Here is a 14,326-nt window from a genome sequence, read left to right on the forward strand (position 1 = left end):
GGGGCAGGGGGCAGGAGGTAGGAGATAGAAACATCTTTATCTTGTCTCCTTTCTTGCTCTCTTTTAAACTTACGAAACAATACACGCGGTAGGGGCAATTCATGAATTGCCCCTACCGGAAAATCTTTCTTTTTGACTATTGTTTGCGTAAGTCTTATCTTTAACGCACGCCAGCAGTTTCTAAGGATAAGTCTTGAAACATGGGGGTGCTGAGGTAACGTTCGCCGAAGGAAGGCTGAATCATCACGATTAAACGTCCGGCATTTTCTGGACGTTTACCTACTTGAATGGCAGCACACAAAGCTGCACCAGAGGATATCCCAGATAGTAAGCCTTCTTCTTTTGCCAAACGTCGCCCGTAAGCGATCGCTTGTTCATCGCTGACTCTAATTACTTCATCAACCAATTCTAGGCGAAGAACATCGGGGATAAATCCGGCACCAATACCTTGAATTCTGTGTGGTCCGGCTTCACCACCGGAGAGAACTGGGCTGTTGCTGGGTTCAACTGCGATCGCCTTAAAAGTCTTTTTACGACCTTTAAGTACCTCTGCAATCCCGGTAATCGTCCCACCAGTACCTACCCCAGCAATGACGATATCTACTTCTCCGTCTGTATCTGTCCAAATTTCTTCGGCGGTAGTTTCCTGGTGAACTTTAGGATTGGCAGGGTTGCGGAACTGTTGCAGCATAAAAGCATCAGGAGTATTAGCCACAATCTCTTCGGCTTTGCGAATAGCTCCCCGCATTCCTTCCGCGCCTGGTGTCAATTCTAAAGACGCGCCATAAGCTCTCAACATAGCGCGTCGTTCTTGGCTCATCGTCTCTGGCATTGTCAAAATTAAACGGTAGCCACGTGCTGCTGCTACCATCGCTAGAGCAATTCCTGTATTACCTGAAGTAGGCTCAACTAAAATAGTCTTTCCAGGCTGAATTGAGCCAGCCGCTTCTGCTGAAAGTACCATACTTAACCCAATGCGGTCTTTCACCGAGGCTGCTGGGTTCATACCTTCTAATTTGACAACTATCCTTGCTACTACTCCCTCAGCTTGAGGTATCTTATTCAGTTGAACTAAAGGAGTTCGTCCAATCAGTTCTGTTATATCTTGAGCAATTCTCATTATTTAACTCCTAAAATCCTAAATCTTAGTACAGAGTATTTACTTATAACAATAAGCTTTTGTGTAGTTAATTTGCAGTTTAGTGCCAATGAGTGCATATACTATGTATTCTAACTAAACCACAAAATCTGAAAGTTTAGGAAGAACTTTTAGCAGATGCTCTCATTGATTCTCTCTTCAGCAGATGTTTAGTTTGCCATTGTTTTATTTTACCATTTGGAATTGCTGACTGTTGTCTCTTAGGCTAAGATCAATTTTTATAATTCTGTATATATGAATAATTTTTATCATCATTCTTTATTTGTTAGGGAAATATAACTGAATTTCAAAACATTTAATGGATTTTCTGAATTTATTAGTTTATCTTTATCAAGAGACATCGATATTTACTTTTGAGTGCAGATTTTATCTACTAAAACTTGCATTAAAAACAGTTCTAAAGCTTTGCCTACATTGCTTTTAGATTGAGTACAAAAACACCAGAACCCCACTTCAAAAACACTAGCACCCCATCTCAAAAACACTAGCACCCATACCCCAATATTTTTTTATAATACTTATCTGATAAGGATTACAGCCGTTGAGTACTATTCTAATGAATTTAATAATCTTAACAGGGCTGGGGTAAACTGTTTTGTGGAGAGCGACTGATATAAATCGTATAGGATTTACGCAGAGATTCCCCTCTACCCCCCAACATTCCTGAGCGAAAGCTGAGTGAACTAGGGGGGACTTCTTAATCTCCCTTTTGAGAGCAAGATGAAACCACATCCCAGAATCTAAGTGTGTTATTTCTGATTGAATAATCCTACGTTTTGCAAAAATGTTAGTAACTTTTCAGTGATCAGTAGTCAGTGGTAATTAGAAAATAAACTGACAGCTAACAATTGTGAAAATTCCCGTTTACACATATTTTAATATCAAAACTGTTTCAGATAAACAGCAAATGATATTTTCTTACTGGGTGCATACTACCTAGCAAGGGAGAGCCAAGATGAAAGCCAAACTTTTAAATGTCCTTACAGTTTGCGTAGTTATTTTAGCAGTGCTTTCTCCAGAACTAGTAGTATTTGGCATTGTTTGGGAGCGACATCTGGATTTAGTAAAATCTCAGAATTTAGCCTACGAAGTTAACAAGACTACTAAAAATGCTTCCGACTTGGCTCCCCAGACAGAGGTTACACATTCCCCTCAGACTAGCATCCAATCCTCTGACCGTAATGTGATTAATCAAATGCTGACTGTTGCTGAACAATATAAATTTGCCGCTATCTTGCAATGGTTCTTCTTGTTAACCCCTATTTGTGTTGGGTTAGGAATTCTCTTTTACGACAGATATCTTGTACATCGTGCAACTGTTTTAAAAGAACAAGTTGAAATGTTGGAGAGACTGTGGCAGCAAGGTATCGAACAGTGACCAATTTCCAATTAACTCACTAAAATCAACCAAAACAAAACACCATGTCAGAACAACGCCAGCAACTGTATTTCAATCTGATTGATGAATTGCTCAAGTGCCCTAATGGTCAAGAACCAGAAATTTTAGAATCTAAGCCAGAATTAATTGACTCTGGTTTCGTAGAAACAATGTTACAAGTAGCAACGATGTTTGCCCATGAAGGCAATCAAGATGGTGCCAAGTTTTTATTTTTTGTGGCGCGTGAGCTAGCTAAAGAATTGGGTTTATACCCTGAAGTTCCCAATACTGAAGTTGAAAATCCTGAAGTTGCCAATAAGGAGTAAAAATGTTGTTGACTTCAACGGATGCAGGACAAATCGCTTTAGAACTGCTCATGGCAGATTGGAATATTTCAGAAGAGAATCGGGAGTGGTTCACAATCTTTAACTCTCGTCTGATTGGCGAGAGTTGGTACACTGTGGAATTAGGTGTAGAAGGATTTCCCGATAGATGGTTTATTCAAGTATATGACACTGGAGCTTGCGATCCAAACTATACATTTATATCACCAATTCGTGGTTCTGAAGGATTCACAGATTTTGTAAATGTGCCAGATATCATAGCAGAGGTATTAGTTTGTGAACGCAATGCTCGATAATAATTAAAAATTCAACATTTAGAATTCAATCTTGAAATGTGCTAATTAAATACATTTTATTTGAATTCATGATTTTTGATATCAGAGTATTTGGGAGCATCTATCCTTGGCAAATATACCTGTCGATGAGAAATTGCGGTTAATCTTGCACGCTAACTAAAAAACTAACCTACGAGGTGGGTTTTGCATTAATAGCCGCGTTCGAGGTATTCAAATCAATACTTTGATATTTCATTCAATATAAAGATGCTTTACGCAAATCGGAGGTGATACCAAATAAGGTACACCTCTTTTTTTATGTAATATTTAATATTTTATTTAAGCCTCATAAGGTATTTTGTCATATTTAATTGATAAAATTATGTTATATTAAATAGCGTGATGGACGCTACAGAAATATCAGTTCCAATGATTGCTGAAGATATCTTAGCCAAAGAATTCACAAGAGTCCTCAACCACTACTACCCAAAAGTTGGGGAATTACTAGATGGGTGTTATGTGAAAGTCATCACCTGTTTTTGGGGACGACCTGCTCGACGGTTGCAATATATAGGAATTTATTGCTCTGACGAAATGATTTCCTATGTGCAAGCCCACAAAGAAATTCTCAGAGAAGTTGCAGACAATATGGGACTAGTCCAAGTAGTCTGCATGAATGCCAAACGATTATTGCGCGATCCGATGTCGAACATCAAACATAACAACCCACGGCTATGGTTGGAGTTGCAGTGGGTTGCAAATTAGTCTTTGATCGCATTAATGGAGAGGAGTAAAGGTGTTTGTAGTGAAGACTTTAGTCCTCAAATATTGAAGCACTAAAGTGCTTACTTCAAACCTATTGACCACTAGAATAGCCAGCACAAAGTATCAAAGCAAGTAATGAAAACTGGAATTTTCTGCAATTACGATAATCATCACCAAGATGCTCGTCGTGCCATTTCTGAGCAAGTCGCGCTGATAAAACAGGCAGAAAGTTTAGGTTTTGAGTCAGCCTGGGTGAGTGAGCATCATTTTAGTGAATCCAATCTCAGCCCGTCTATGTTGCTGTTGATGGCACACTTGGCGGGATTGACTTCAACTATCCAATTGGGCACTGCGGCGGTGTTACTGCCATTCCATAACCCGATTCGGGTAGCGGAAGATATCGCCACTCTTGATAACCTGTGCAATGGACGATTATTATTTGGAGTTGCTAAAGGCGGCCCCTTTCCCCAACAAAATAAGCATTTTGCGACACTCCCAAGTGAAGCTCGTCCTAAGATGCTAGAGGCGATCGCATTGGTTCAAAAGCTTTTATATGAAACTGATGTATCATTTAATGGCAAGTATTATCAGTGCGATCGCCTGACAATTTACCCAAAACCATTGCAGAGTCAAGTACCAGTGTATGTTGCCACTGGCGGCGATGATGGTATCGAACTTGCTGCTAAACATTCCTTCAGCTTGATGGGTGGGCCACCATTCTCCCTACACAGATTGAAGGATACTGTTGCTAAATATCGAGCCTTAAATTCTAGTGGTGCAGAAAACTTCGTGCTGGCACGCTTTTTTTATGTTGCTAAAACATTTGATGAAGCAGTGAGTGAGGCATTGCCTTTCATCCGCCAATTTAGCCAGAAAATGAAAGCGAATACGGCTCAAGTATTGCAGAATAGTGCAAACTCCAACCAAAAACCATTTGACCGTACAAACATTTGTTTCGACGAAGATTATTTGATTGAGAACTCAATTATCGGTGATGTGGAGACTTGTCGAGACAAAATCAAGAAATTTCAAGACGAATTAAATTTAGCTACCCTAGCCCTCAAACCCTCGTCTGCGGATTTGCAAAAAAACTTAGAGAGTTTGACGCGCTACAACCAAGAGGTGCGAAATTATGTCTTCTAAACTATACCTGCTTCCTCCCGATGATTTACCTCCCACTGAGGTAACAAAAGAGGATGGAATGTTGCAGATGGAGCTAGAACAGTCTACTGGTAGATGCTTTTATCTAGCTTGCGATCGCATTACGCGAGTCTTGTTGTCTAATTGTCAGTGGTATCTCACAACAAATGCTACCATCCTAACATTAATTGTTGACTGCCCCGACTTAGTATCTTACTGGCATATAGTTAGCAATATTGCTCAGTTGGGTAATAGGTTAGAACGGTTTGCTAGCAATGGCAAAATCCGCGTTTATCCGCCATTTGGAAAAGGGATGCCGTTTGAAATCAGCGTAAATGAAATATCAGCTTACCGAGATTGGCTTTGAGGTAAATAGAAACTGGGAATCACACAAAATATAGCTGTATTACACCCTGTACTCCTAAAGTGCAGGGTGTTGCAATTTTTATCGAGGAAGGCAGGAGGCAGAGGGCAAGAGGCAGGAGGAAAACTGCGCTCTGTAACAGCCCAAGACCCCCACTGTTGCGTTAGCTTCCCGCAGGGTACGAGAGTTCAGTGGCTCTAAAGACGCTCGCAGACTCGCTCTAAGCGTACTCCTACGGAGAAGCGAGCTACGCGTAGCGTCTCTAAGAGTTGCTATGCCGCCGCTATCAGTAGGGGTCGAATCCCCAACTGAAAAACTCCTTCTGCCTCCTGCCTCCTGCCTCCTTCAACAAATCCACCTCTCAAAATACCAGTTTTACGAAATAGAATTCACACCCAGACGCTCACGAATTTCGCTGACTTGTACATCCCAAAGTTGATCCCATTTTTGCGCGATCAACTTACCTGGAGTATGAGAACCCACCCTGTAGCCACGAGATATTTCTATCATTAAATCTTTAAAATTATTAGGTTGGTAAAGGCTAATCATCACCATGCCAAAACTCAAAAGCATGACGCTGATGGGAATTGGAGTCTGAGCTAAGAAAAAAGCTTGGAGACCAATTTCACCAATTCCATTTGTGTCAAATCCAGCGACTACATGATATATATCATGGGTGGATCTCCAAAGCATTTTAAGATAGGAAATATCATCAACAACAGGAACTTTTTTATAAAAGTAGGGATCGAATCCTCTAGCTTTCATTTCTCTAGCATAAACATGACCTAAAGTTCCCTCTGGGAGTTTACCTAAATCATCTAAATTGAAAGGTGCTGGTAGCCAACGTTCTGTAAACAACGCATTCACTTCAGGGATTTTTTTTAGTTCATTAACAGCTAGCTGTGCCATTTCTGTTTGGTCAAGTGCGTCCTCGAAGTCAAATACTCTATCAGTATTACCATCTCCAAATTTTAGGGAACTAGATGCCAGGAATTGAATGTAAGCAAGAAGTCCTTTATCGTTGTTGTAAGCAATTACATTCTCCATAGTAATTCTCTGCTTTGAGATATAATTTTGCTAATTAAAATCTGAGTCTTCAATATTGGAATATATTTATCCAGGTTTTCATGAATCTTCAGAGGTATTTAGCAAAACTTTTTGCTATAAATATGTCTAATTAAAAAATTGATTTGACAAATACTTTTAGATTTGACTAAACCGTATTAGATTAAAAATAGTTAATAAAAATTAGAACATAGATATTTAGTAATTTCAGGGGCAAAGCTTCTGGTAAAAGGTTATAAATTTAAACCAGGTTTTTTATCTCAAAGCTTTGCCCAAAAGCTAATGTTTGCTTACGCCAAAATCACCATTCCCGAAGGTGGCAAATCAATTCGCACAGTTGCGCGACGGTCGTTATGATGTTGCACAGCTACAGTTTGGTCGCGGGGTGGGTGGCGTAAATATGAATCGCTCCAATCGCTTTTGTATAAAAACGTCATGGTCGAGTCTTGGGGATGTATATAAGTATCTACTGTCACTTCTGCACCGCGATTTTCTAAGCCGTTGGTATTTAGTACCATCAGCACTTCTGTGTCAAATAAAGTCTGTGACCAAGCAACTAATTCGCCTTGTCCGGGAATCGAGAAGGGGGAATTACAAAAGGATGTTTCGCGTAGGTAGTGATGTCCACGGCGCAAGGCTTTACCAATTTTATCGTGACTGTTGCGGATACGCGCGATCGCAGCTATCCGCAAATAGGTAGGATGGTCGATATCGAAGAAATGACAGTCTGCTGTTTGAAATGCGCCAAAAGCACCGCCAAACATTGCTTCTTTGATATATCTATCTTCCGCAAACCTTCCACCCTCTATGCTGTAATCGTGATAACCTTCATTTCCATCAAAAGCCTGTTCCGTTCCATAATAAATAGCAGGAATTCCTGGCATAGTTAATTGCACACCAACAGCATGAGCAACTTGATCATAGAGATTAGGTACATTACTGTATGCGGCAAATCGCTGCTTATTAGTCCGGGATGACATCTCATAGTCATCCAAGATGGAGACATGATATGTCCCAATTTGGCGGTATTCTCCAGCGAGATTGTTTTCGCTATACAAATCGAAAAATTGCTTGGGGTTAACTAACCCTTTGGCGAATGCAGCCAATTCATTAGGGGTCTGTGCAATGTCTAATACAGCACTAAGGTTGCGAGCTATAATGTCTATGTAAGCACCAGCCATACTACCGGAGGTTATTTCCCCAGTCAGTAAAAAGTTGTCTTTACCGATAGATTCGGCGTATTCACGGACAGCTGTGCAGAATTTGCGGGAATCTTCTGGAGAAACGTGCTTGAGGCTATCTATCCGCAAGCCATCGCAGTCAGAAAGAGCAATCCAATATTGATAAACTCTTGCTAGAGCTGCAATTACGTCATTTCTGTTAAACCAGTTATCAGCACTCTGGCTGTAAATTACATCTAGGATGACATACATCCTGCGATCATGGGCAGCATCAATTAAATCTCTTAAATCTTGACGGGTGCCAAAGTGCGGGTCAATATCTAAAAATTCTTGAATGCGATCGCTATGGTAAACTTCTAACTCAGAACGTTGCCGCCAAGGTGGATTAATCCACAGCGTTGTTATTCCCAATCGTTGCAAGTAGTCTAATTTACTCTTAATTCCTTTAAGATTACCACCAACAAATTTTGTCCCTGCTGCCATCCAGTTGGCTTTATCCTTAACCTGGAATTTTGCAAGATTGGTGTGGTCAAAAACCTCTCTTTGATTTTCATTATCGTCACTGAATCTATCTAATACCAATTGGTACAAAAACTGGTCGCGCCAACTGATAGGACTTGGATAAACTCTCCCTCGTGGTTTTAGGTCTGTTTCGGAGAGTTGCTGGGGTGTCAATTCTTCAACTTTAGCCATGAGGATTTACACACAGATAGGAAAATGGAAGTATGCATTTTAGATGTTAGAAAACATACTTTAAATTTTCATTAACCTGCGGGGGGATTTTGTAAATTAGCGACTTTATTTTTCGATGATAGATTTTAGTTTAAACGTAGATGCGCTTCTCTACGAGACGCTACGCGTAGCTTGCTTCCAGCCTGACTGTAGGGTAGGAATGCAAAAAAAGTGTGGAGGAACACAAAAAATACGGAGGATAATAAATAGAGTTTTCACCAATAGTATAAGACTGCTATAAAATTAAAATTCTTAATTAGGTTTTTGAGAAATTATCTGATAAAGGTTATCAAACTGAGCTATGAGTGATGGAGGGACAGATGTAAAATGAATATAAAATTTTCCTCTAATTGTCGGTTTTTCTAAGACTTTGGCATAGATATCTTCACTGACTTGTGCTGAGTTTTTAGATATAAAAAGATTGATTTTAAGATTAGTTAGCTTCGGTGGTACTTCATTGGGAATATCTACTTCTAATTCAGCTCCTTTTGCTGATAGTTTGACTAAACGCCCGTAGAAGATCGGATTACCCATTTGCTTTTCATTCAAAATAGTGTACAAAAGCGGAATCTCTTGAGGAACAGGTAAAAATAATTCTTCTTCTTTGGGTAAATAAAGATTGTATCTTCCACCTACACCATATACTTCGTAAATGGTAATTGTCTGGCTCACACCCTTTGGCTGAACTTGCTTTTGTCCGATAATTTTGATGCTTGAGCCGACTTCTTTGAAAGTCTGCTCGGAAATGAGAATTTGACCGCCACTAGTATATGACTCAATTCGATAAGTGAGATTTACTTGACTACCGACAATTCCATATTTAGTCCGCTTCTCGGAACCAATATTGCCGACTATAACTTCACCTGTATTTATCCCAATCCCCATTTCTAATGGTGGCCAGCCGAGGGTTTTCATCTTTTCATTAACGCCACCCATTGCTAACTGCATAGCACAGGCACAGGTAACGGCTCTGAGGGCATCATCTTCTTTAGCGATCGGGGCACCAAATAAGACCAGAATACCATCTCCCATAAACTCATCAATTGTGCCTTGGTAATGATTAATCACATCTGCCATGTATTCTAAATAGAGGTTGAGAATGTGAATAACTTCTTCTGGTGGAAAGCGTTCTGAGAGAGCAGTGAAGCCTCTTAAGTCAGAGGTGAGGATAGTAATTTTGCGGCGTTCACCACCAAGTTTTAATCCTTCTGGACTTTCTAACAAGTTAGCAACAACCGTATCACTTAAATATCGTCCAAAAACTTGGCGAATTAATTGGTTTCTTTTTTCTAATTCAGTGTTGGCTTCTGCTAAATCTGTAGTTCGTTCTTTAACCCGATGCTCTAAATTTCTGCTGTTTTCTCGGAGTTTCCCAACAACAAGTGTCAATCCTGAAAGTCCTAAGACTGACATACCGCCTAACATAGCGAAGGTTCCTTGGAGACTTTGATTGGTCTTGGTTACTAAATTATCGAGAGATTGAGAAATCCCCCAAGCTCCAGCAACATCTCCTACTTCCCAGTTTTTCTTTGGGCTAGTAGCATCTGTGTTATGACAAGTTACACAACTTGCTTTCATGAGGCTAGCTTGTGCATAACGCAAGGTGGTATTTCCATTTTTCTTCTCAAGACGGTAAAATTTTTGACGAGGGTTTTCTTTCAAGAAGTTGAGTGCATCGCGCTCAAATTCGTCTCTTGCTCCCCCTTTCGTGCGCCAAGGATATGGATAGTTACTATATAGTCTTACAGACATTTCGGCATTTTTTTCACTAATTTGCTCACCGAGTTCGATCGCAAAAGTTGAGGGTAGGGGGATTGCACCTTTGGTATTGAGGTAAGCGTGGGTGACGGTAATTCCAGGCACGAGTTTAGCTCGATCTGCGGCTGCGGCACTGTAGAGGTCAAAAGCTTGAGTTAATGATTGGATATTCAAGGCAGCATTTTGCACTGCTTGGGCTTCAATCAAGCTCGATGAAAGCGCAGACATATTAGAAATTGCGATCGCGATCGCTGCACATAACATCAGCGTGAGTACAAGAGTAATTCTCTGTAACAGTAAACGTAAAAGCGATTGCCAAATTCGACTAATTAATGGCTGAAGCATAAACTTTGTGTAAAGAATTTGTAAAAGATTGCATATTGTTTTTGCTGTTATCTGATAAATGAATTATGTCATTCTACTTATAAAATTTAAAGTGTATTTAACTTTTGGCGATCGCAGCAATGGATATCGATCAAGCACTCGCATTTACAGACGCTCTTGTTTTTGCCAAGTCAAGAATTCATTTAAGCGATCTCCAACAAGCTATGTTGCGTGAGTCTTGGTCTTTGGAACGCCAAAGTTATGATCGCATTGCCGACATTTATGGCTATTCTCCAACTTACTTAAAACATGATGTTGGCCCCAAGCTTTGGAAACTCCTTTCAGAAGTGTTAGGAGAAAAAGTTAATAAAACAAGTTTCAGAAGAGCAATCGAGCGGGCGACAGCACAATCAAATCAAGATATTGAAGAAAAAACGCGAGTAAAATTTACTGAGAATCTGCTAGTTGTAGAAGCGCAGACTTGCTATCAAGATTGGGGAGATGCAATTGATGTTGATTTTTTCTACGGAAGACAAGTAGAACTAGCTCAGTTACAGCAGTGGATTTTGGTTGACCAGTGTCGGCTGGTGGCTGTGTCAGGAATGGGCGGAATGGGAAAGACTTCTCTCTCTATCAAGCTGGCGCAACAATTACAGAGTGATTTTAAATGTGTGATTTGGCGGAGTTTGCGAAATGCACCACCAGTACAAGAGATATTAACCGAGTTATTGAAATTATTATCTAATCAGCAAGAAATTGATTATCCAGAAACCGTTGAAGGCAAAATTTCGCGCCTGTTGCATTATTTGCGATCGCAGCGTTGTCTGGTAATTTTTGATAATATCGAAACTATCTTACAACATAACGATAAATCTAAATCATCCTATATCGAAGGCTATGAAGCTTATGGCGAAATATTTAGACAAATTGGAGAAATTCGCCATCAAAGCTGCTTAGTGTTAACCAGCCGAGATCAACCTCCAGAAGTTCGTCTTTTAGAAGGAGCAAGCTTACCCGTCCGAGCTTTTCAATTGGGTGGATTGAAAAAAGCAGAAGCACAAGAACTTTTGCATTTAAAGGGGAATTTCCAAGGCTCAACAGAAGAATGGAGTCGGCTGGTTGAAGGTTATGCCGGAAATCCCTTAGCATTGAAAATTATTGCGACTACGATTCAAAACTTGTTTGATGGCAGTATTTCTGATTTTCTCAACCAGCAAGCTTTTGTTTTTGGAAATATTCGCAATCTCATTGAGCAGCAATTTGAACGGCTTTCTGAATCCGAAAAAACGGTTATTTATTGGCTTGCTATATATCGTGATTCCGCTTCCTTTTCGGAACTGCGATCGGATATTTTTCCACGCAGATCGCCCCAAGAATTAATTGATATTTTAGAATCACTAGAGCAACGCTCTTTAATTGAGAAGACCAAGGCGACACTGATTGGAAAACATCAGACCCAGTTTTCACTTCAGCCTGTGGTAATGGAATATGCTACCGAGAAACTGGTTGCTCAAGTTTGTCAAGAACTTTTAGCAGGTTTAGAAGCGAATGCCGCTCAAAAAAATTTGCTGTTCAAAACTCATGCATTACTCAAAGCTCAAGCAAAAGATTATGTGCGAGAAACACAAGTTCGTTTTATTCTCAAGCCGATTCTGGAACGCTTATTACTCGATCGTTTATTAATAGAAGTCAGCGAACAACTTGCAATTGAGGACTTGCTAACTCAATGCTTGACGAAGCTCCGAGGTGCATCGTCACTTAAAACTGGGTATGCAGGTGGTAATATTTTAAATTTACTTTGTCAATTGCAATCAACTTTAACTAACTATAATTTTTCAAATTTAACGATTTGGCAAGCCTATCTACAGGATGTAAATTTGCATAATGTTAATTTTGAATATTCTGATTTGAGTCAGTGTGTTTTTGCTGAAACCTTTGGTATGGTGTTTGCTGGTATTGCTTTTAGTCCAGATGGAGCATTATTAGCTACAGGAGATGCAGAAGGTGAGCTTCGTTTGTGGCAGGTTGCAACTGGGCAACTGGTTATGAATTTTGCCGGACATCTGGGTTGGGTTTGGTCGCTTGCTTTTAGTCCAGATGGGCAATTATTAGCAAGTTGTAGTAGTGATAAAACGATTCGGCTGTGGGATGTCAACACTGGTAAATGTCTGAGAACATTGTCAGGACACACAAGTTCGATTTGGTCAGTTGCTTTTAGTGCCGATGGTCAAATGCTTGCGAGTGGAGGCGATGAACCAACAATAAGATTATGGAATGTCAACACTGGGGACTGTTATAAAATCTTGTCGGGTCATACCAATCGAATCCTCTCAGTATCATGGAGTCCAGATGGTCAAACTCTAGCAAGTGGCAGTGCCGATTTAACGATTCGACTTTGGAAAATTAGTGGAGAATGCGATCGCATTTTAGAAGGACATAGCGATCGCATCTGGTCAGTATCATGGAGTCGAGATGGGCAAACCCTAGCCAGTGGTAGTGCCGATTTCACGATTCGACTCTGGGAAGTTAGTACTGGCAAGTGCTTCAATATATTACAAGAACATAGCGATCGCGTCCGTTCAGTAGCCTTTAGTCCCAATGCCCAAATGCTGGTCAGCGCCAGCGACGATAAAACACTCAGAATTTGGGAAACTAGTACAGGGCAATGCCTGAATATTTTACCAGGACACACCAATTCAGTATTTTCAGTTGCTTTTAATGCAGATGGTCAAACCATTGCCAGTGGTAGCACAGACCAAAGCGTAAAGCTATGGGATGTTAGTACAGGTAGATGCTTTAAAACCTTAAAAGGCTATAGTAATTCGGTATTTTCAGTCGCTTTTAATGCAGATGGTCAAATTGCCAGTGGCAGCACAGACCAAACCGTGAGATTATGGGATGTCAATACGGGGATTTGCCTGAAAAAATTCACCGGACATAGTGGCTGGGTAACTTCCGTAGCGTTTCACCCAGATGGACATTTGCTTGCCAGTAGCAGCGCCGATCGCACCGTTCGCTTATGGTCAGTTAGCACTGGGCAATGTCTGCAAATTTTGACAGGTCATGTAAATTGGGTGCAATCAGTTGCCTTTAGTCCTGATAGACAAATCTTAGCAAGCGGCAGTGACGACCAAACCATTCGCTTATGGTCTATTAATACAGGAAAATGCCTCAATATATTGCAAGGTCATTCCAGTTGGATTTGGTGCGTTACCTTTAGCCCCAATGGTGAAATACTCGCTAGCAGTAGCGAAGACCAAACCATTCGCCTGTGGTCTATTTCCACAGGTGAATGTCTCCAAATTTTAGAAGGACACACGAGTAGAGTCCAGGCGATCGCTTTTAGTCCAGATGGGCAAATCCTCAGTAGCGCTAGTGAAGATGAAACAGTTCGCCTGTGGTCAGTTGATACAGGTGAATGTCTGAATATATTTCAGGGACACAGTAATAGTGTTTGGTCAGTTGCCTTTAGTCCAGAAGGTGATATTTTGGCAAGTAGTAGCTTAGATCAAACAGTGAGAATTTGGGATAGGCATACAGGAGTTTGCCTGAAAGTGCTGCCTGTCCTACCTCATGCAATGCGATCGCATATCGCATTTGGCAAATCTACAGAACATTATGCGATCGCTAGCGGCAGCCAAAACGGGACTATTCAGATTTGGGATACCCAAACGGGTAAATGTTTGAAAATACTGAATCCTGACAGACCTTATCAAGGAACTAATATTACAGGCGTAACAGGAATCACGATAGCTCAAAAAGATGTCCTCAAAGCGTTAGGTGCCTTCGAGATTTAATTCAGGAATTACGCAAACAATAGTCAAAACGGGTCAATTAATGA

Annotated in this window: 11 protein-coding genes; 7 read left to right on the forward strand and 4 right to left on the reverse strand. The window is 40.5% G+C overall.

The window, feature by feature from the left end; genetic code table 11:
- Positions 1 to 160 precede the first annotated feature (160 nt).
- Complete coding sequence (cysK, locus tag G1O98_RS20640) at positions 161 to 1,120, reverse strand: cysteine synthase A (protein WP_012407152.1); 960 nt, start codon at positions 1,118 to 1,120, stop codon at positions 161 to 163.
- A gap of 994 nt (positions 1,121 to 2,114) precedes the next feature.
- On the opposite strand from cysK, the gene G1O98_RS20645 reads away from it, so the two are divergent.
- The 6 genes from G1O98_RS20645 (at position 2,115) to G1O98_RS20670 (ending at position 5,428) form a co-directional block, all read left to right on the forward strand.
- Entirely contained in the window at positions 2,115 to 2,537 is a 423-nt protein-coding gene (locus G1O98_RS20645) for a hypothetical protein (RefSeq protein ID WP_163931177.1), read from the forward strand.
- Positions 2,538 to 2,581: 44 nt separating this feature from the next.
- Positions 2,582 to 2,863, forward strand: a complete 282-nt coding sequence (locus G1O98_RS20650; protein ID WP_012407154.1) for a hypothetical protein — start codon at positions 2,582 to 2,584, stop codon at positions 2,861 to 2,863.
- A 2-nt stretch (positions 2,864 to 2,865) separates the two neighbouring features.
- Entirely contained in the window at positions 2,866 to 3,177 is a 312-nt protein-coding gene (locus tag G1O98_RS20655) for a hypothetical protein (RefSeq protein WP_012407155.1), read from the forward strand.
- Between the two features lie 381 nt (positions 3,178 to 3,558).
- On the forward strand, positions 3,559 to 3,921 hold the full coding sequence (locus G1O98_RS20660) for a hypothetical protein (protein ID WP_167306207.1): 363 nt from the start codon (positions 3,559 to 3,561) through the stop codon (positions 3,919 to 3,921).
- Positions 3,922 to 4,056: 135 nt separating this feature from the next.
- Positions 4,057 to 5,064 (forward strand): LLM class flavin-dependent oxidoreductase, encoded by a 1,008-nt coding sequence (locus G1O98_RS20665; protein ID WP_163931179.1) that lies wholly within the window; start codon positions 4,057 to 4,059, stop codon positions 5,062 to 5,064.
- Positions 5,054 to 5,428 carry a hypothetical protein gene (locus tag G1O98_RS20670; protein ID WP_163931181.1) on the forward strand — a complete coding sequence of 125 codons (375 nt, stop codon included), beginning with the start codon at positions 5,054 to 5,056 and terminating at the stop codon, positions 5,426 to 5,428. Before G1O98_RS20665 ends, G1O98_RS20670 begins: the two co-directional genes overlap by 11 nt.
- A gap of 372 nt (positions 5,429 to 5,800) precedes the next feature.
- Here the strand turns inward: G1O98_RS20670 and G1O98_RS20675 are convergent, their stop codons facing one another.
- The 3 genes from G1O98_RS20675 to G1O98_RS20685 all read right to left on the reverse strand — a co-directional run bounded on the left by G1O98_RS20675 (position 5,801) and on the right by G1O98_RS20685 (position 10,506).
- Entirely contained in the window at positions 5,801 to 6,472 is a 672-nt protein-coding gene (locus G1O98_RS20675) for a Coq4 family protein (protein ID WP_163931183.1), read from the reverse strand.
- Between the two features lie 308 nt (positions 6,473 to 6,780).
- Positions 6,781 to 8,364, reverse strand: coding sequence for an alpha-amylase family glycosyl hydrolase (locus tag G1O98_RS20680; RefSeq protein WP_163931185.1), 1,584 nt, complete (start codon positions 8,362 to 8,364; stop codon positions 6,781 to 6,783).
- Positions 8,365 to 8,655: 291 nt separating this feature from the next.
- Positions 8,656 to 10,506 (reverse strand): adenylate/guanylate cyclase domain-containing protein, encoded by a 1,851-nt coding sequence (locus G1O98_RS20685; protein WP_163931187.1) that lies wholly within the window; start codon positions 10,504 to 10,506, stop codon positions 8,656 to 8,658.
- 119 nt (positions 10,507 to 10,625) lie between these two features.
- Here G1O98_RS20685 and G1O98_RS20690 point away from each other — a divergent pair, with 119 nt between their 5' ends.
- A complete protein-coding gene (locus G1O98_RS20690; RefSeq protein ID WP_163931189.1) occupies positions 10,626 to 14,282 on the forward strand; it encodes an NB-ARC domain-containing protein in 3,657 nt (1,218 codons plus the stop codon).
- Positions 14,283 to 14,326: the final 44 nt, after the last annotated feature.

This window comes from Nostoc sp. UIC 10630, from assembly GCF_010747425.1.
In the GTDB taxonomy this organism is placed as follows: Bacteria; Cyanobacteriota; Cyanobacteriia; order Cyanobacteriales; family Nostocaceae; genus Nostoc.